The following is a 17,240-nucleotide window of genomic DNA, read 5'->3' as shown; positions in this document are numbered from 1 at the left end:
GGTTCGACCATGAAGAAATCTCTCGCCGCACTCGGCCTCTCGCTGATGTTGCTGTCGTCCGTCGCGTTTGCGGTCCCGTCGCTGCAGCAGGTCGAGCAATCGATCGCGCAGCGCAACTGGCAGCAAGCCGACACGCAACTGTCGCAAGTCATCGATGCCCATCCGAACAACGCGCACGCGCGCTACCTGTATGCGCAGGTGCTGGACCGCGAAGGCCGCGCGTCCGACGCGCTCGCGCAACTGCAGCGCGCGAAATCGCTCGATCCGCAACTGAAGTTCACCGACGCGTCGCGCTTCGCGCAGACGGAGTCGCGCATTCGCGCCGATGCCGCGCGCGTGAGCGGCAACACGCCGTCGGCCACGCAGGCGGGCACCCTGCAGCCGGGGCTCGCTCCCGCCGTCGCGCCGGCCGAAAAACACGGCCCGTCGACCGGCATGTGGATCGGCCTCGGGCTGATCGTCGCCGTGATCGCGCTGGTGCTGCGCTGGACGCTGCGACGCGCGCGCACGGCCGACGACGGCCGCGCCGACGACGAACGCCGCACGCAGCTCAAGCGCGCGACCGACGTGCTGAACGACATCCGGCCGCTGAAGCTCGATGCGAAGCTGTCGACGGCGCCCGGCGCCGCGGCGCTGACCGGCGAGCTCGAAGCGATCGAGAACGACGCGCGCACGCTCGTCGAGACGCTCTCGAGCGGCAAGAATCCGGTGCCGCCGTATCGCGTCGATGAACTCGAACAGCGCCACGCCAGCGTGAAGGCGCGCGTCGAAGGCCGTCCCGACCCGGCGGCGCAGCCCGCGGCGCCGGCGAACGGCAGCGGCTCCGTGTACGCGCAGGAAGCCGACCGCATGACGGGCGCCCAGGGCCAGCCGTATCAGCAGCAGCCCTACCCGCCGCAACAGCCCTATCCGCAACAGCAGCCGCCCGTCGTGATTCAGCAAGGCGGCGGTTTCGGCGGCGGGATGGGCGGGCTCCTGACCGGCGTGCTGCTCGGCGAAGCGATGTCGGGCGGCCGCGAGCGCGTGGTCGAACGCGACGTGATCGTCGACGGCGAACGCCACCGGCAGGAGGCCGACCCGGGCTTCGACCTCGGCCGCGGCGACGATTCGAGCTGGAGCGACGGCAATGGTGGCGGTGGCGGCATGGACCTCGGCAGCAACGACGACGGCTGGACCGACGACAACACCTGAAGCACCGACGGCCAGGCGTCGACGTCCGTCTCGACGCCCGGCCGCGCACGCCGCGCGCTGCCGCATGGCCGCCCGCTGCCGACGCGCGGATTTGTCAATCATTTCAAGATGGACTACCGGCAATGGGGCACGTTCGCTATCATGCGGCCATCGGCGTGCCACCGACCCTCATTCGACGCAAGGCAATCCTGCGCGTCGCGGCACGCCTCCCCCGCCCCCCCAACAGGAGAAAGCCGCTCATGAGCATCATCAAGGAATTCAAGGAGTTCGCCGTCAAGGGCAACGTGATGGATCTCGCCGTCGGCGTGATCATCGGCGGCGCGTTCTCGAAGATCGTCGACTCGGTCGTGAAGGACCTCATCATGCCGGTCATCGGCGTGCTGACCGGCGGCCTGGATTTCTCGAACAAGTTCATTCTGCTCGGCACCATCCCCCCGTCGTTCAAGGGTAATCCCGATTCGTTCAAGGACCTGCAGGCCGCGGGCGTCGCGGCATTCGGCTACGGTTCGTTCATCACCGTGGCGATCAATTTCGTGATCCTCGCGTTCATCATTTTCCTGATGGTGAAATTCATCAACAAGCTGCGCAAGCCGGAAGAAGCCGCGCCGGCCGCGACGCCGGAAGACATCGTGCTGCTGCGCGAGATCCGCGATTCGCTCAAGCAGCGCTGATCGCGCCACGCTTCGCGTGCCAGGCCCGCCCCGTGCGGGCCTTTTTATTGCGCATGCGATGCACCGCCGCATGCGGCCCATCTCACTTTTTTGTGACGGGCGAATGCACGCGCGGGAAAAGCAGGTCTATGATGGAGACTAAACGACAGTACGGGCGCCAAGACGCTGGCTGTGTCGATCATGGCGAGCAGGTCGACGGGAGACATTGATCGTCGTACTGCACGAATGCAGCATTTTCGTGTGCTATAAAGGATCGACATGCGGCGTACATAGCCGGGAGTGGGTCGCATGAAAGTGCCGCATTTCTTGCAATTGTTTTTGAGGCGAGTGTTTATGTCCTTCCCGAAAAAACGTCGGCGTGCGCCGCAGGATGGCCAGGAGTCGTTCCTCGCGGTCTTGCGCCACTCGAAGCCGTTTGCCCAGCTCGACACCAAGATTGCCCGCGCCCGCGCGCAGGACGAGCCCGTCCTCTATGCGCACGTGCTGCCCGGCCTCGACGTGCTCCTGTGCAGCGTGCGCGGCGCGCAGCCGCCCTATCCGGCCATCGCCGAGCTGCGCAAGCGCTGCATCGAATCGATCGCCAACGCGCTCGAGCAACCGCTCGACGGCCTCGAGAACGGTGGTTACTGGTACGAAGCGAACGGCTTCGGCTTCCTCGTGTTCGCCAGTCGCGCGCGTGCGCGCATCCTGCCCGAGTTTGGTGCGGGCACGAAAGCGAGCCTGCGCGGCGGCCTCGGCCGCCAGAACGCCGGCGATACGACACCCCGCTCGCTCGGCTGATCCGCCAGTCATTCGATGGGCCGCCTCCGGGCGGCCCATCTGCCATTCACGCGCCCTGCTTGCCCGTCACGGCGCCTGCCGGCGACCGTTTCCCGGCCGCACGATGTCGATGAACGCGGCGAAATCGGCGCCGGCCAGCCCCTGCGCGGCGCCGAGCCTCAGTACCTGCTGCACGGTGGCCGACACGGGCATCACCGCGCCCGTGTCGCGCGCGGCGTCCGCGATGGCGTCGACATCCTTTTGAAACGTACTCAGCGCGCCGATCGCAGGATGGCCGCCCGACGTCATGCGCGGCACGAAGGTCTGCAGCAGCACCGAATCGGCCCATCCGCCGGCCAGCGCCTCGGCCAGACGCGCGGCGTCGATGCCGCTCGCCTGCGCCAGGCCGACCGCCTCGGCGATCGCGGTGACCGTCGCGGTGACGATCGCCTGGTTGCACAGTTTCGCCGTCTGGCCCGCCCCCGCGTCGCCCATGTGCGTGATGCGCGACGCGTACGTATCGATCAACGGGCGCACCGCGTCGAGATCGGCCGCGCGGCCGCCGGCCATCACCGCGAGCGTGCCGGCCTGCGCGCCCGGCACGCCGCCGGACACCGGCGCATCGACCCAGCCGACGCCGAGCGCGGCCGCACGCGCCGCATAGTCGCGCGTGACGGCGGGCGGAATGCTCGAATGATCGACGATGCGCCGCACGCGGCGCGCGCTCGCGTCACCGGAAAGCAGCCCGTGCTCGCCGAACACGACGTCGCCGACCGCCCGGCCGTCGAGCACGCACACGAACGCCGTCTCGACGCGCTCGGCCAGCTCGCGCGGCGTGCCGACCACCTGCGCGCCGTCCTTCACCAGCGCCTCGGCCTTCTCGCGCGAGCGGTTCCATACGCTCACGCGATGCCCGGCCGCCAGCAAATGCCGAATCATCGGCGCGCCCATCAATCCCGGTCCGCAAAATCCGACTTCCACGTTCGTCGTCTCCGATATGGGTTGCAGTTGCCGCCCATCATACCTATCACTCAAGAAGCCGGGCACGCACGGGACCGTAGCGGAACCGAAGCGGGACCGTAGGGGGACCGTAGCGGGACCGCCTCGGGACCGCGCCTTGCACCGGCAAAACAGATCGATATCCCAGGGAGGCATCATGAGCGACCACGTGTACAAGATGATCGAGCTGACCGGTTCGTCGCGGCAATCGAGCGACGACGCGATTCGCAACGCGATCTCGAAAGCCGGCAAGACGCTGCACAACCTGCACTGGTTCCAGGTGACCGAAACCCGCGGCCACATCGAAGGCGATCAGGTCGTGCACTGGCAGGTCACGCTGAAGGTCGGCATGCGCATCGACGACTGACGCACCCGTCGCCACCCGCCGCGCCGCGGTCCGGATCCGCGCAATACGGATCCGCGCGGCGCCGCGCGCCCATCCGTTCAGGCCCCTTGTCGCGGCCCGGCCGGCGGATACCTGCGGGTATCCATCTCTTGACGCTGATTTTCGTTCATATTAAAAACGATATACCCCACCCACTCCTCGATCAGCCCAGCCATATAACCCGGAGATAACATGAGTCAGCAACGCGAGGCGATCGACACGTACCTCTTGCGCGTCTTGCACACCTTGTTGATGGAGCGCAGCGTCACGCGCGCGGCCGTCAAACTGAACCAGTCGCAACCGGCGATCAGCGCCGCGCTGCGGCGCCTGCGCGACATCACCGGCGATCCGCTGCTGGTGCGCGGCAAATCCGGCATGGTGCCGACCGAATACGGGCTGCGCCTGCTCGAGCCCGTGCAGAACGCCCTGCGTGAAATCGAGCGCATCAAGTTCCAGCAGCACAACTTCGACCCGGCCACGTCGATCCGCTGCTACCGGATCGGCTGCCCCGACTACCTGAACGTGCTGTTCGTGCCGACCGTCGTCGAACGCTTTCGCCTGGCCGCGCCGAATGCGACGCTCGAGTTCCACTCGCTCGGCCCCGCGTTCGACTACGAGCTCGCGCTGGAAGACGGCAAGCTCGACATCGTCGTCGGCAACTGGCCCGAGCCGCCCGAGCAACTGCACCTGTCGAACCTGTTCGTCGATGAAATCGTCTGCCTGATGAGCAACACGCACCCGTTCGCGAAGCGCGGCGGGCTCACGCTCGACCAGTACCTGAACGCGCCGCATCTCGCGCCGACGCCGTACTCGGTCGGCCAGCGCGGCGCGATCGACGTGCATCTCGCGCGCGAACGGCTCAAGCGCCACGTGGTCGTCACGCTGCCGTACTTCAACCTCGCGCCTTACGTGCTCGTGAAGTCGGACCTGATCTTCACGACCACGCGGCTGTTCGCCGATCATTACGCGAAGTTCCTGCCGTTGTCGGTCGTGCCCGCGCCGCTCGACTTCCCGCCGATGCAGTACTACCAGCTGTGGCACGAGCGCTGCCATTACTCCGACGAAGTGCGCTGGCTGCGCAGCCTCGTCGCCGAAGCCACCCGCACGCTGATCGAGGCGTAAGCGCACAGGGCGCGCCCCGCGCGCGCCGGTCACGCCGTTGCGCGTGGCCGCGGCGGGTTGCGCGGCGGGCGGTGGCCGCCACGGCCGCGCACCCGATCCGCAACGTGCTGCGCGACCTCCGCGCCGACGCGTCAGCGCGACGCTTCCACGAGCGCGTGCGCAAGCGCGTTGTGGCGCTCGATCACGGGCGGCAGATCGAGCGTCGCCAGCCGCCCTTCGCGCACCACCACCTTGCCGTTCACCACCGTGTACGCCGTCTGCGACGGCGCGCAGAACACGAGCGCCGCGACCGGATCGTGCAGCGCGCCCGCGAACAGCGGCTGACGCAGGTCGAACGCGGCGAAATCCGCGGCCATGCCGGGTTTCAGCGCGCCGATGTCGTCGCGGTTCAGCACCTTCGCGCCGCCGAGCGTCGCGATCTCGAGCGCCTCGCGCGCGGTCATCGCGTCGGGCCCGAAGCCGACGCGCTGCAACAGCAGCGCCTGGCGTACCTCGGCGACCATCTGCGCGCCGTCGTTCGACGCGGAACCGTCGACGCCGAGCCCCACCGGCACGCCCGCGAGCCGCATCTTCTTCACCGGCGCGATGCCGGACGCGAGCCGCATGTTCGAGCACGGGCAATGCGCGACACCCGTGCCGGTGCGCGCGAACAGGCCGATGCCCGCATCGTCGAGCTGCACGCAGTGCGCATGCCACACGTCGTGACCGACCCAGCCGAGGTCTTCCGCGTATTCGGCGGGCGTCATCCCGAACTTCTCGCGGCTGTACGCGATGTCGTTGACGTTCTCCGCGAGGTGCGTATGCAGCGACACGCCGTATTCGCGCGCGAGCACGGCCGCGTCGCGCATCAACTCGCGGCTCACCGAGAATGGCGAGCACGGCGCGACCACCACGCGCAGCATCGCGTAGCGCCCTTCGTCGTGATAGGTCTCGATCAGGCGCTGCGTGTCGCGCAGGATATCCGGTTCGCGCTCGACGACCGAATCGGGCGGCAGCCCGCCGTCGCGCTGGCCGACGCTCATCGCGCCGCGGCTCGCGTGAAAGCGCATGCCGATCCGCCGCGCGGCGCCGATGCTGTCGTCGAGCCGGCTGCCGTTCGGATAGATGTACAGATGATCGCTCGACGTCGTGCAGCCCGACTGCAGCAGCTCGGCCATCGCGGTGAGCGTCGACACCTCGATCATCTCGGGCGTCAGGTGCGCCCAGATCCGGTACAGGTTCGTGAGCCAGCCGAACAGTTCGGCGTTCTGCGCGGCCGGCACCGCGCGCGTGAGGCTCTGGTACATGTGGTGATGCGTGTTCACGAGCCCCGGGATCACGAGGTGGCCGCGCAGGTCGAGCACTTCGTCGGCCGTGTCGGGCAGCTCGGCGCTCGGGCCGACCGCGACGATCCGGTTGTCTTCGATGTAGAGCCCCGCGTCGCGCAGCTCGCGGCGCGTGTCGTCCATGGTCACGAGCACGTCGGCGTGCTTGACCAGCAGCGTCGTCGGGCGGGATGAGGTGGGGTTCGGCGCGCGTGCGCCGGCGTGCTGCTCGAGATTCATGCGTTCTCCGCGTCGGTCTGCCTCCCGGGTTGCCCTGGAGGCGGTCACACAGCCGTTCGAACGCTGAATCGCGGCACGCCCCGGTGCCTGCGTCCGTTCGAACGCCCTGGCCCGGTTACCCGGCGTGCTCGCCGTCTTCGGGGTACGCGCGGGCCACGGGCCGACGCGCACGGCGGGAGGATCGCCCAAGCGCGCGCCGCGCACAATGCGCGATCCCGAATACCGTCCTTCAGGGATTCGGTATGGTACGCCGCCCGCCGCCCCGCCGGGCGCCCGGCATCCACGCGCGAAGCCCTGTCGGGCGGGCCGTCGACAGCCGCTCATGCGCGGCGCATTATCTTCGATATCGCGCACGTATTTGCACGGGGAACCTTTTTACAATGCCTGCACGGCGCTCGCTTCACGCTCGCCGACGGGTATGTAGCCACGTGACGTGGAGCCTCGATCCGCCGCACAGTCATGGATCGGGTCGCCGCCGAACCTCGCATTCACACAAGGACACAACGAATGGGAAAGCTCACTACCCACGTACTCGATACGGCGCACGGCCGTCCCGGCGCGGCCATCAAGGTCGACCTCTACGCGCTGGACGGCGAATCGCGCCGCGCGATCAAGACCGTGCTGACCAATAGCGACGGCCGCTGCGACGAACCGCTGCTCGAAGGCCCCGCGCTCGCCGCCGGCGAATACGAACTCGTGTTCCATGCCGGCGACTACTTCGCGTCACTCGGCGTGAAGGTGCCCGAACCCCGCTTCGTCGACCGCGTCGTGCTGCGCTTCGGCATCGCCGACACCGGCGCGCACTACCACGTGCCGCTGCTCGTGTCGCCGTGGTCGTACAGCACCTATCGCGGCAGCTGACACACGAATCAGCGCCCGCATCAAGACAAACGATCTGAGTCTGGAGGAGTTTCATGGAAGGCTTCATCACCGACTGGCTGAACCTCGCGCTGCGATGGCTGCACGTCATCGTCGCCATCGCGTGGATCGGCGAGTCGTTCTATTTCGTCGCGCTCGACAACAGCCTGAAACCGCCGACCGACGCGAACCAGCGCAAGCGCGGCGTGTTCGGCGAGCTGTGGCACGTCCACGGCGGCGGCTTCTACAACATGCAGAAGTACACGGTCGCCCCGCCGGAAATGCCGGACGACCTGCACTGGTCGAAGTGGCCGTCGTACACGACGTGGCTGTCGGGCTTCACGCTGTTCTTCGTGCTGTACCTGCTCGCCCCGAACACGTACCTGATCGACAAGAACGTGCTCGACATGGGCCCGGTGGTCGCCGTCGCCTCCGCGCTCGGCTTCCTCGCGGCCGGCTGGATCGTCTACGACTCGCTGTGCCGCATCCTCGGCACCAACGACCGCGTGCTCGGCATCTGCGTGGGCCTCTACGTCGTCGCCGCCGCGTACCTCGCATGCCACATCTTCTCGGGCCGGGCCGCCTACCTGATCGTCGGCGCGATGCTCGCGACGATCATGTCGGCGAACGTGTTCTTCGTGATCATCCCGGGCCAGCGCAAGATGGTCGACAAGATGCTCAAGGGCGAGGAACCGAATCCGATCTACGGCAAGCGCGGCAAGCAGCGCTCGGTGCACAACACGTACTTCACGCTGCCGGTCGTGTTCGCGATGCTGTCGAACCACTATGCGATGACGTACACGAACAAGTTCAACTGGGTCGTGCTCGTGCTGATCATGCTGGCCGGCGCGCTGATTCGCCAGTTCTTCGTGATGCGTCACCGCGGCAAGCAGCTGTGGTACCTGCCGATCGGCGGCGTCGCGCTGCTGTCGGGCGCGCTGGTGTGGACGATGCCGAAGCCGGTCGCGCCGGAAGCGCAAGCGGCCAACGCACCGAAGATCGTGATCAACGACATCATGCCGATCCTGCAGCAGCGCTGCGTCGCGTGCCACTCGGCCAAGCCGACGCTGATGGGCAGCGCGCCCGCCGGCGTGATGTTCGACACGCCCGACGAAGTGTCGAAGAACGCACAGCGCATCTACGACCAGGCCGTGCGCCTGAAGGCGATGCCGATCGGCAACGTCACGCACATGACCGACGACGAGCGGACGAAGCTCGCCGCGTGGTTCGAGGGCGGCGCGGTCAAGTAAGCCGCCCGCCGGGCGCCGGAAATCATTCGCCGGCGCCAGCCTCTTCGTTCTCGGGCCCGGTGACGGGCCCGTTTTTTTGCCCGCGCGGAGCTGAATGCGCTTCGCGCGTCAGTCGCGCATCGCGTCGTCCGCTTCGCGGAACGTCGAACCGCAACGCTCGACTCACGCGTCGACCGTCTCCGGCAGTCGCGCGATCGCCTTGATCTCGAACTGGAAGCCGTACAGCCAGGTCACGCCGACGGCGGTCAGCGTCGGATGCGGTGCATCGCCCCAGTATTCGGGCACGATTTCCCAGACGCGCTCGAACGTCGCCTCGGGATCGACGAGGAACACCGTCACGTCGACGACGTCGTCGAACGTGCAGCCGGCCGCCCGCAGCACCGCATTCAGGTTGTCGAACGCGCGGCGGACCTGCGCGCCGAGTTCCGGCTCGGGCGAACCGTCCTCTCGGCTACCGACCTGCCCGGACACGAACAGGAAGCCGTTCGAGCGCAGCGCCGGCGAGTAACGGTTGCGGTCGTACAGCGCCTGGCGACCCGGCGGGAAAACTACGCTACGCTTTGCCATTCGACACCTCCATCGGTCTTGTCGGGCGACATGCCCTTGCATCAACGATGGAGGCACTTTAAGGACCGTTGCGCGGCGGATAAACCGGCAACCCTGTCCAACACTGTTTGCTCGCCCCAAACAATCTGCGACCGACGCGGAGCCCCGACCCGATGGATCGATTCGACGCAATGCAGGCGTTCGCCCGCGTGGTGGAAGCCGGCAGCTTCACGAAGGCAGCCGACACGCTGCACATGAGCCGCACCACCGTCACGCAACTGGTGCAGCAGCTCGAGGCGCGACTGCGCGTGAAATTGTTCAATCGCACGACCCGCAAGGTCGTCGTCACCGCGGACGGCGCCGCATACTACGAGCGCGTCGTGCGGCTGCTGGCCGACATGGACGATGCCGAAACGAGCCTGTCCGCGGCGTCGGCGTCGCCGCGCGGGCGGCTGCGGGTGGACGTGCCGACCCCGTTCGCGCGCCTGATCCTGATCCCGGCGCTACCCGCGTTTCATGCGCGCCATCCGGACATCCAGCTCGACATGGGCGTGAGCGACCGCGTGGTCGACGTGATCGGCGAAAACGTCGATTGCGTCGTGCGCGGCGGCGAGCCGACCGACCGCGCGCTGGTCGCACGCCACATCGGCGACCTGCGGCTCGGCGTGTACGCATCGCCCGCCTATCTCGCGCGCGCCGGCACGCCGTCGCATCCGGCCGAGCTCGAAGACACGCATCACCGGGTCGTCGGCTTTCTGTGGGCGCGCACCGGCAAGACGCTGCCGTTCGCGATGGCATGCGACGGCGAGCAGGTCAACGTGCGCGGGCGCTACGTGCTCGCGGTCGACGACGGCAATGCGTACCTCGAAGCCGGCCTCGCGGGGCTCGGCATCCTGTGGCTGCCGGACTACATGGCCGCCGCGCATCGCGCGAGCGGCGAGCTGGTGCCGCTGTTCGAGCAGTGGCAACTCGAACCGATGCCGATGTATGTCGCCTTCCCGCCGAACCGGCACGTCAGCGCGAAGCTGCGCGTATTCGTCGACTGGGTGGCCGAGCTGATGGCGCGGCATGCGCCGGTCGCGAGCCGCCGCCGCGGTCAGGGTGCGCGCGATACGCGCAAGGGCGCGGCGGCCTGATTCGCCTGAAAACGACGCGCATGAAAAAACCCGCGCGAATCGCGCGGGTTTCGATCGACGGACGATCGGCCCGACTCAGGCCGTCAACGCATGCAGCGCGTCGTCGGTGAGCCACAGCGATTCCGGCAGATCCTGCTCGTTCAGGTTCAGGCCGTCGCCGCCACGATCGACGACGATGAAGTCGCTGACGCCGCCGAGCGCGATCAGCGGGTGATGCCACACGCCCTTCGCGTAGTTCACGCCCTGCCAGCCGCTCGTGACGAACGCGCGGATCTTCGCCGGATCGAGATCGCCCGCCGGCGCGACGACGACGAGATACGGCCGGTCGTTCAGCGGCACGAACGCCTGACTGCCGAGCGGGTGCCGCTCCAGCATCTTCACTTCGAACGGCAGCGTGCGCGGCTGGCCGCGAAACAGGTTGACGAGCGGGCGGCCGCCTTCGTCGGCCACGTCGACTTTCGCGAGATCGTGAAAGCGGATCGTCGTGCCGAGGTTGATCGGGATCTGCTTCGCCCCTTCCGTTTCGATCACGTCGCCGAACGGCGCGAAGGCTTCCCTGGTCAGCGGTTCGATGGCAAGCGTCTTCATTTGTCGAGCGTCCCCCACAGGCGCAGGCGCGACACGCCGCCGTCCGGAATGATGTTCAGCCGCACGTGCGTGACCGGGCCGAGCGACGCGATCTCATGTTCGAAGTAGTGCTGCTTGTCCATCTGCAGCTTCTGCTCGCCGAGCAGCACCGGCCAGAACATCGACTGCGTGATCAGCGAGCTGTCGGTGCCGCCCGACACGTACGCGGCCTGGATCGAGCAGCGGTCCGGGTAGTTGCCCTTGAAGAACGCGGTATCGACTTCGATCTTGCGGATCACGCCCGGCTGCGCGAGCGCGATGATCGCCCAGTCGTTGCCGGGCTCGCGGCGGCGGCGGGTTTCCCAGCCGTCGCCCATGTTCACGCCGCGGCCCGGCAGCAGCAGGTTCGACGCGACGCCGAAGTGCTGGTTGTTCGCGGCCACCACGTAGCCGCCGTTTTCCATCGCCGCGAGATCGAACTGCTCGGTCGCGCTCGCGCCGGCCCAGTCGAGCTGCGGCTGGCCATACACGCGCAGGCGCGCGATGCCGCCGTCCGGGTAGATGTTCACGCGCAGGTGCGTGAACGCACGCGCGTCGCTCGCCTCGACGTAGTGATGGCTGTTGCCCTGCAGCGTCGTCGACGGCACGATCTCGACCCAGTCGGTCGCCTGCGTCGGCGCGCCGTCGGCCACGAACGCGGCCTCGATCGACGCGGCCGGCGGGAAGTTGCCGGTGAAGTGGCTCGTGTCGATGTCGAAGCCCTTGATCACGCCCGGCCGCGCGAGCTTGACGATGCACCAGTCGTAGCCGGTCGTACGCTTGCGGCGCGTTTCCCAGCCGTCCATCCACTTGCCGTGATCGTCGTACTTGCCGGGAATGAAGACGGCCGGCTCGGGGTTCAGCATCCGCTCCTTCGGCGCGAAGAAATCGTCGCTGGCCTCGAGCGCCTGCGCACCGAGACGCGGGTCGGCAAGGTTCACGTAGCGCCGCGTGAAATCGGGTGCGTTCGGATCGAGAAGCGGAACAGCCATGATGTTTCCTTGTTTCAGTGAAGCGATCGGGCCGCCGCGACGCGGCGGCCCAGAGTGCGGTGTCAGGCGTCGATCAGGTCGTCGAGGCGAAAGCGCGCGATCCGGTAGATCTGGTCGAGGCTCGCGCGCAGCTCCTCGTCGCGCGAATGATTCACGCGCGACTCGAAGTTCGCGATGATGCCGTGCCGGTCATAGCCGCGCACCGCGAGGATGAACGGGAAGCCGAATTTCTCGCGATACGTGCGGTTCAGCGTCAGCAGCTTGTCGAATTCTTCCTGCGTGCACTGGTCGAGGCCCGCGCCGCTCTGCTCGCGGGTCGACTCGGCCGTCAGCTCGCCGCGCACGGCGGCCTTGCCGGCCAGCTCCGGGTGGGCGTTGATCAGGGCGAGCTGGCGCGCTTCGCCACCGGTTTCCACCGCATCCGACATCGTCTCGTGCAGCGCGTCGATGCTCGCGAACGGCCGCTTGCCCGCGGCGACCTCGGCCACCCACGGCGAATGTTCGAAGATGCCCGACAGCGCCGCGACGAATGCGCCGGGCGCCATCGTGTTCAGTTGCTCCAACGTGTAACGCATCGCCTTCATGCTTTCCCTTCGTTTCGATGATTGGGCTGATACGGATGATGTTCACGCCAGTGACGCGCGATATCGACACGGCGCGTCACCCATACGCGATCGTGCTGCTCGATGTGGTCGAGAAAACGCTGCAGCCCGCGGAACCGGCCCGGCCGGCCGAGTAGCCGGCAGTGCATGCCGATCGACAGCATCTTCGGCGCCTCGTCGCCCTCCGCGTACAGCACGTCGAAGGCGTCGCGCAGGTACTGGAAGAAGTGGTCGCCGGTGTTGAAGCCCTGCGGCGTCGCGAAACGCATGTCGTTCGTGTCGAGCGTGTACGGCACGATCAGTTGCGGCGACGTGCGGCCGCCCGACACCTCGACGTCCATCCAGAACGGCAGGTCGTCGCCGTAGTTGTCGGAGTCGTACAGGAAGCCGCCGTATTCGGCGACCAGGCGGTGCGTATTGGGGCTGTCGCGGCCCGTATACCAGCCGAGCGGACGCTCGCCCGTCACGCGCTCGATCGCCTCCATCCCGAGGCGCATGTGCTCGGCTTCGAGCTCCGGCGTCATGCTCTGGTAGTGGATCCAGCGCCAGCCGTGGCACGCGATTTCATGGCCGAGCTCGACGAATGCGCGCGCAAGCTCCGGATGACGCTCGATCGCCATGCCGACGCCGAATACCGTCAGCGGCAATCCGCGCTTCTCGAACTCGCGCAGGATGCGCCACACGCCGGCCCGCGACCCGTATTCGTAGATCGACTCCATGCTCATGTGGCGGTCCGGGTACGCGGCCGCGCCGACGATTTCGGACAGGAACTGCTCGGAGCCCGGATCGCCGTGCAGCACGCAGTTCTCGCCGCCCTCCTCGTAGTTCAGCACGAATTGCACGGCGACGCGGGCGCGCCCCGGCCAGTTCGCCTGCACGGGATGGCGGCCGTAGCCGATCAGGTCGCGAGGATAATTGGGATCGAGTGGCATGGGTTCGAGGTGCGGCGAAAGCCTTGCTGAAGTAATGGGTTCGCATCGGCTGCACGGCGCCCGAGGCCGGCCGCACGAGCCGATGCGATGACGGCCCAGTGTAGCGAAAACGCTCATACGCGCCCATACAGCGGCGCAGATAGTGCGTGTCAGACGGTGTGTATGTGCGGTTGCGGCAAATTCGGGCCCGGCTCCGCCGCTTCGCCATCCGGCGGGCTGAAGCGGGCGAACGCGCCGTCGTAGCGCTTCGGCAGCGGGCGCGCGTAGTCGCCGCGCTTCGCGGTCGCGAGGCGCAGCGCGACGAGCGCCTCGGCCCACTTCACGGCCGCCGTGACGCCCTCGACCACCGGCGCGCCGATCTGCTGCTCGATCTCGTGCGCGAATTCGGCCATGCCCGCGCAGCCGAGCACGATCGCGTCGGCGCCGTCCTCGTCGAGCGCGCGCCGGCATTCGTCGGCGATGATCCGGCGCGCGGCCGAGCCGGGCCGGTCGAGTTCGAGCACCGCGACGTCGGTCGCGCGCACGTTGCGGCAGAACCGCTTCATCCCGTAGCGTTCCGCGAGGTGCCACGCCATCCCGCAGGTGCGCGCGAGCGTCGTCACGACCGAAAATCCCGGCGCCAGCACACTCGCCGCATGCATCGCGGCCTCGGCGATGCCGATCACCGGCCCGCGCGCGAGCTCACGCGCCGCATACAGGCCCGGATCGCCGAAACACGCGATCACGTACGCGTCGCAACCGTCGCGCTCGCCTTGCGCGATCTCGGCAAGCAGCCCCGGCGTCGCGAGCGCCTCGTCGTAATACCCTTCGATCGACGGCGGACCCATCGGCGGGCTCACGGCCACGATCTCCGTGCCGGCGGCCGCGACCTCGCGCGCGCAGCGGCCCATCGCGTCGGTCATCCGCTGCGTCGTATTCGGATTGATCAGTCGGATCTTCATCGCCCGCTCCTTACGCCTTCGCACTCGCGAGCATCCGGTAGAACACGAAGCCGAGCCCCGCGCCGATGAACCACGAGAAATTCGCGACGCCCTCCCAACCCGGCACCATCACGCAGGCGACCGCGATCACCGCGGCCGGCAGCAGCGCGGCAAGCGCGCGGCGATTCACGCCGCCCGTATACCAGTAGGCGCCGCTTTCCGACATCGTGTAGAGGTCGTCGCGCACGAGGCGGCCGCGCTTGACGAGGTAGAAGTCGGCGATCAGCACGCCGTACAGCGGGCCGATGAACGCGCCAAGCACGTCGAGCGTGTAGTGGATCACGGCCGGGTTGTTGAACAGGTTCCACGGCGTGATGAAGATCGACGCGACGGCGGCGAGCATCCCGCCCGCGCGCCAGCTGATCAGGCGCGGCGCGACGTTCGAGAAATCGAACGCGGGCGACACGAAGTTCGCGACGATGTTGATGCCGATCGTCGCGATCGTGAACGTCAGCGCGCCCAGGATCACCGCGGTCGGATGGTCGATGCGGCCGACCGTCTCGACCGGGTCCGTGATGAGCTGGCCGAACACCGGCAGCGTCGCGGCGGTGGTGATCACCGTGACGAGCGAGAACGCGAGGAAGTTGACCGGCAGCCCCCAGAAATTGCCGCGCTTCACGTCGCCGAACGAGCGGCAGTAGCGCGAGAAATCGCCGAAGTTCAGCATCGGCCCGGAGAAGTACGACACGACGAGCGACACGGCGGTGATCATCACCGGAATCACTTCCGCGCCGTGATACTTGACGCCGCCGAGGTTGATGCCGATGTTGCGCCAGCCCGCGCGCCACACCATGTAGCCGGCGAGGATGAACATCACGACGTAGACGGCCGGGCCCGCGAAATCGATGAACTTCTTGATCGTCTCCATCCCGTTCCAGAACACGAACGCCTGGAGCACCCACAGCAGCATGAAGCCGGCCCAGCCGACCGCCGACAGCCCGAGAAAGCCGTAGCGATGGACGTCCGCGTACGGCAGCCATTGCGGGAAGAATTTCAGCACGACGATCACGAGCGCGCTCGACGCCAGATACGTCTGGATCCCGTACCACGCGATCGCGATCAACCCGCGGATCACGGCCGGCACGTTCGCGCCGAGCACGCCGAACGTCGCGCGGCACGCGACCGGATACGGCACGCCGATCTGCTGGCTCGGCCGCGCGATCAAGTTGCACAGCGCGTTCACGAGGCCGATGCCGACGATCAGCGCGATCAGCACCTGCCAGCTCGTCAGCCCGAGCGCGAACAGGCTGCCCGCGAACACGTAACCGCCGACGCTGTGGACGTCCGACATCCAGAACGCGAAGATGTTGTACGCACCCCACGTCTGATTTTTAAGGGGTGCCAAATCTTCGTTGTACAGACGTTCGCTGTAACCATCCGGCAGTGCCGGACCACCGCCCTCGCTGCCTTCTTCCGCCGGATAGGCGCTGTCGTGCGCCACACTGAACTGAGCCATGACTTCTCCTTGACGCGGCCGCAAGGCCGCTCCACCGTCATCGATATCGCCCCGGATCGTCGCCCGGAGTCGGACCAGCGGCCCGCGGCAAACGCCGCGGGCCTGCATTTCGCTCGTTCTGTGGCGCGCGGCCGTGTTCGCGTCGCCGCTCAGGCGCCGCCGAACACTTCGCGCAAATCGACCTGCCCTTGCGCGGGCCGGTCCAGCATCTTCAGTTCGACATGCTGCAGGTGGCGCGCCATCAGCGTCACCGCCTGCTTCGGATCGCCCGCCTCCAGCGCGGCGAGGATCTCGTCGTGGTCGTCGCACGAGCACGGGCTGCGCCCGTGCGATTCGTACAGCGCCGACATCAGCGTCGAGCGTGCGACGAGCCCTTCGAGGCACTCGCTGAGCGTCGCATTGCCCATCAGCGCGGCAAGCGCCGTATGGAATTCGCCCGACAGCCGGATCCACGCCGCGAAGTCGTGCCGCTCGAACGCCTTGCGTTCCTTGTCGATCAGCGCGGCGACGCCCTTCAGCCGCCTGGCGCCGGGGCCGGTCGCGAGCCGCTCGACCACGGCCAGCTCGATGATCCGGCGCATCTCGAACACTTCGTGCACGTCCTGCAGCGTCGGGCTCGCGACGAACGCGCCGCGGTTCGGCTCGAGCTCGACCAGCTTGTCGGTCGCGAGCTGCGCGAGCGCCTGGCGGATCGTTCCGCGCTTCACGCCGAACACGTCGCAGAGCTGCGCCTCCGTGAGCTTCGCGCCGGGCGCGAGCCGATGCTCGAGGATCGCGGTGCGGATCCGCTCGGCGATCGCGTCAGGGCTGGCCGCACCGGACGGAGGGGAATCGGGCTCGTTCATGATCGGCATCGTGTGATGGTCCTCATCCTAGAGTGGACACAAAGATTGTCAACAATTCTTTTGAAGGATTTCGCACAATCGGCGTGCGCCGGCGTGCCTGCATTCGGTGCAACGCGCACGAAATCCATGCATATCAAGCCTCACAGGCAAGACGGAGGCCCTTCTCGTCGTATACCCTTCCGCCGATTTTGTTGACAAAAATGGTGCAAAACCGGGCGAAACTCAGGTCGGCGTCAATGAAAAATATCGACGGTTAGTTGCGCATTTGCATAAAGAAAAAGGCGGGAAATGAACTGCACCCCAAAAGTTGGACACCCGTCCAACCTTTGGGGTGTTTTTCATGACGAAGTACAACGAGCAGTTCAA

At 67.3% G+C, this 17,240-nt stretch carries 18 protein-coding genes; 8 read left to right on the top strand and 10 right to left on the bottom strand.

The window, feature by feature from the left end; all coding sequences use genetic code 11:
* Positions 1-9: 9 nt before the first annotated feature.
* The 3 genes from C5F75_RS08270 (at position 10) to C5F75_RS08260 (ending at position 2,642) form a co-directional block, all read left to right on the top strand.
* Entirely contained in the window at positions 10-1,191 is a 1,182-nt protein-coding gene (locus tag C5F75_RS08270) for a tetratricopeptide repeat protein (protein WP_059585159.1), read from the top strand.
* A gap of 239 nt (positions 1,192-1,430) precedes the next feature.
* Positions 1,431-1,862, top strand: a complete 432-nt coding sequence (mscL, locus tag C5F75_RS08265) for a large conductance mechanosensitive channel protein MscL (protein ID WP_059585158.1) — start codon at positions 1,431-1,433, stop codon at positions 1,860-1,862.
* A 333-nt stretch (positions 1,863-2,195) separates the two neighbouring features.
* Complete coding sequence (locus C5F75_RS08260; RefSeq protein ID WP_006488003.1) at positions 2,196-2,642, top strand: hypothetical protein; 447 nt, start codon at positions 2,196-2,198, stop codon at positions 2,640-2,642.
* A 66-nt stretch (positions 2,643-2,708) separates the two neighbouring features.
* Here C5F75_RS08260 and C5F75_RS08255 read toward each other — a convergent pair whose 3' ends face one another.
* Complete coding sequence (locus tag C5F75_RS08255; RefSeq protein WP_104012063.1) at positions 2,709-3,602, bottom strand: NAD(P)-dependent oxidoreductase; 894 nt, start codon at positions 3,600-3,602, stop codon at positions 2,709-2,711.
* 175 nt (positions 3,603-3,777) lie between these two features.
* Here C5F75_RS08255 and C5F75_RS08250 point away from each other — a divergent pair, with 175 nt between their 5' ends.
* A complete protein-coding gene (locus C5F75_RS08250; RefSeq protein WP_006493215.1) occupies positions 3,778-3,987 on the top strand; it encodes a dodecin in 210 nt (69 codons plus the stop codon).
* 210 nt (positions 3,988-4,197) lie between these two features.
* A complete protein-coding gene (locus tag C5F75_RS08245; protein ID WP_006478550.1) occupies positions 4,198-5,127 on the top strand; it encodes a LysR substrate-binding domain-containing protein in 930 nt (309 codons plus the stop codon).
* A 131-nt stretch (positions 5,128-5,258) separates the two neighbouring features.
* Here the strand turns inward: C5F75_RS08245 and C5F75_RS08240 are convergent, their stop codons facing one another.
* On the bottom strand, positions 5,259-6,671 hold the full coding sequence (locus tag C5F75_RS08240; RefSeq protein WP_059585156.1) for an 8-oxoguanine deaminase: 1,413 nt from the start codon (positions 6,669-6,671) through the stop codon (positions 5,259-5,261).
* 507 nt (positions 6,672-7,178) lie between these two features.
* On the opposite strand from C5F75_RS08240, the gene uraH reads away from it, so the two are divergent.
* Together uraH and C5F75_RS08225 are read left to right on the top strand one after the other, a co-directional pair.
* Positions 7,179-7,532 carry a hydroxyisourate hydrolase gene (uraH, locus tag C5F75_RS08230; protein WP_089464897.1) on the top strand — a complete coding sequence of 118 codons (354 nt, stop codon included), beginning with the start codon at positions 7,179-7,181 and terminating at the stop codon, positions 7,530-7,532.
* A gap of 53 nt (positions 7,533-7,585) precedes the next feature.
* Positions 7,586-8,779 carry a urate hydroxylase PuuD gene (locus C5F75_RS08225; protein WP_059585154.1) on the top strand — a complete coding sequence of 398 codons (1,194 nt, stop codon included), beginning with the start codon at positions 7,586-7,588 and terminating at the stop codon, positions 8,777-8,779.
* Positions 8,780-8,941: 162 nt separating this feature from the next.
* Here C5F75_RS08225 and C5F75_RS08220 read toward each other — a convergent pair whose 3' ends face one another.
* The gene (locus tag C5F75_RS08220) at positions 8,942-9,346 is read right to left on the bottom strand and encodes a RidA family protein (protein ID WP_059585153.1); all 405 of its coding nucleotides are present in this window, start codon (positions 9,344-9,346) and stop codon (positions 8,942-8,944) included.
* A 152-nt stretch (positions 9,347-9,498) separates the two neighbouring features.
* Between C5F75_RS08220 and C5F75_RS08215 the strand changes: the two genes are divergently transcribed.
* A complete protein-coding gene (locus tag C5F75_RS08215) occupies positions 9,499-10,461 on the top strand; it encodes a LysR family transcriptional regulator (protein WP_104012062.1) in 963 nt (320 codons plus the stop codon).
* Between the two features lie 75 nt (positions 10,462-10,536).
* Here C5F75_RS08215 and C5F75_RS08210 read toward each other — a convergent pair whose 3' ends face one another.
* The 7 genes from C5F75_RS08210 to C5F75_RS08180 form a co-directional block, all read right to left on the bottom strand.
* The gene (locus C5F75_RS08210) at positions 10,537-11,049 is read right to left on the bottom strand and encodes an ureidoglycolate lyase (RefSeq protein WP_059585151.1); all 513 of its coding nucleotides are present in this window, start codon (positions 11,047-11,049) and stop codon (positions 10,537-10,539) included.
* Positions 11,046-12,059 (bottom strand): allantoicase, encoded by a 1,014-nt coding sequence (gene alc / locus C5F75_RS08205; RefSeq protein WP_059609106.1) that lies wholly within the window; start codon positions 12,057-12,059, stop codon positions 11,046-11,048. The genes C5F75_RS08210 and alc overlap by 4 nt, the downstream gene beginning before the upstream one ends.
* Positions 12,060-12,121: 62 nt before the next feature.
* Complete coding sequence (gene uraD / locus C5F75_RS08200; RefSeq protein ID WP_059585149.1) at positions 12,122-12,643, bottom strand: 2-oxo-4-hydroxy-4-carboxy-5-ureidoimidazoline decarboxylase; 522 nt, start codon at positions 12,641-12,643, stop codon at positions 12,122-12,124.
* Positions 12,640-13,593: an allantoinase PuuE gene (gene puuE, locus C5F75_RS08195; RefSeq protein ID WP_059585148.1), complete on the bottom strand. Its 954-nt coding sequence runs from the start codon at positions 13,591-13,593 to the stop codon at positions 12,640-12,642. Before puuE ends, uraD begins: the two co-directional genes overlap by 4 nt.
* Positions 13,594-13,742: 149 nt before the next feature.
* A complete protein-coding gene (locus tag C5F75_RS08190) occupies positions 13,743-14,534 on the bottom strand; it encodes an aspartate/glutamate racemase family protein (protein WP_059585147.1) in 792 nt (263 codons plus the stop codon).
* Between the two features lie 10 nt (positions 14,535-14,544).
* Positions 14,545-16,029: an NCS1 family nucleobase:cation symporter-1 gene (locus C5F75_RS08185; RefSeq protein ID WP_059585146.1), complete on the bottom strand. Its 1,485-nt coding sequence runs from the start codon at positions 16,027-16,029 to the stop codon at positions 14,545-14,547.
* 149 nt (positions 16,030-16,178) lie between these two features.
* The gene (locus C5F75_RS08180) at positions 16,179-16,883 is read right to left on the bottom strand and encodes a GntR family transcriptional regulator (protein WP_059585145.1); all 705 of its coding nucleotides are present in this window, start codon (positions 16,881-16,883) and stop codon (positions 16,179-16,181) included.
* Positions 16,884-17,240: the final 357 nt, after the last annotated feature.

Source organism: Burkholderia anthinoferrum, from assembly GCF_002925705.1.
In the GTDB taxonomy this organism is placed as follows: Bacteria; Pseudomonadota; Gammaproteobacteria; order Burkholderiales; family Burkholderiaceae; genus Burkholderia; species Burkholderia semiarida.
The sequence above is the reverse complement of the archived record's forward strand: the minus strand, read 5'-3'. Positions and strand labels throughout refer to the sequence as shown.

What these genes read in the sequence shown, in the direction of transcription:
- C5F75_RS08270 (WP_059585159.1), top strand. Translation starts at nt 10, where the DNA reads ATGAAGAAATCTCTCGCCGCACTCGGCCTCTCGCTGATGTTGCTGTCG.
- mscL (WP_059585158.1), top strand. Translation starts at nt 1,431, where the DNA reads ATGAGCATCATCAAGGAATTCAAGGAGTTCGCCGTCAAGGGCAACGTG.
- C5F75_RS08260 (WP_006488003.1), top strand. Translation starts at nt 2,196, where the DNA reads ATGTCCTTCCCGAAAAAACGTCGGCGTGCGCCGCAGGATGGCCAGGAG.
- C5F75_RS08250 (WP_006493215.1), top strand. Translation starts at nt 3,778, where the DNA reads ATGAGCGACCACGTGTACAAGATGATCGAGCTGACCGGTTCGTCGCGG.
- C5F75_RS08245 (WP_006478550.1), top strand. Translation starts at nt 4,198, where the DNA reads ATGAGTCAGCAACGCGAGGCGATCGACACGTACCTCTTGCGCGTCTTG.
- C5F75_RS08240 (WP_059585156.1), bottom strand. Translation starts at nt 6,671, where the DNA reads ATGAATCTCGAGCAGCACGCCGGCGCACGCGCGCCGAACCCCACCTCA.
- uraH (WP_089464897.1), top strand. Translation starts at nt 7,179, where the DNA reads ATGGGAAAGCTCACTACCCACGTACTCGATACGGCGCACGGCCGTCCC.
- C5F75_RS08225 (WP_059585154.1), top strand. Translation starts at nt 7,586, where the DNA reads ATGGAAGGCTTCATCACCGACTGGCTGAACCTCGCGCTGCGATGGCTG.
- C5F75_RS08220 (WP_059585153.1), bottom strand. Translation starts at nt 9,346, where the DNA reads ATGGCAAAGCGTAGCGTAGTTTTCCCGCCGGGTCGCCAGGCGCTGTAC.
- C5F75_RS08215 (WP_104012062.1), top strand. Translation starts at nt 9,499, where the DNA reads ATGGATCGATTCGACGCAATGCAGGCGTTCGCCCGCGTGGTGGAAGCC.
- C5F75_RS08210 (WP_059585151.1), bottom strand. Translation starts at nt 11,049, where the DNA reads ATGAAGACGCTTGCCATCGAACCGCTGACCAGGGAAGCCTTCGCGCCG.
- alc (WP_059609106.1), bottom strand. Translation starts at nt 12,059, where the DNA reads ATGGCTGTTCCGCTTCTCGATCCGAACGCACCCGATTTCACGCGGCGC.
- uraD (WP_059585149.1), bottom strand. Translation starts at nt 12,643, where the DNA reads ATGAAGGCGATGCGTTACACGTTGGAGCAACTGAACACGATGGCGCCC.
- puuE (WP_059585148.1), bottom strand. Translation starts at nt 13,593, where the DNA reads ATGCCACTCGATCCCAATTATCCTCGCGACCTGATCGGCTACGGCCGC.
- C5F75_RS08190 (WP_059585147.1), bottom strand. Translation starts at nt 14,534, where the DNA reads ATGAAGATCCGACTGATCAATCCGAATACGACGCAGCGGATGACCGAC.
- C5F75_RS08185 (WP_059585146.1), bottom strand. Translation starts at nt 16,029, where the DNA reads ATGGCTCAGTTCAGTGTGGCGCACGACAGCGCCTATCCGGCGGAAGAA.
- C5F75_RS08180 (WP_059585145.1), bottom strand. Translation starts at nt 16,883, where the DNA reads ATGCCGATCATGAACGAGCCCGATTCCCCTCCGTCCGGTGCGGCCAGC.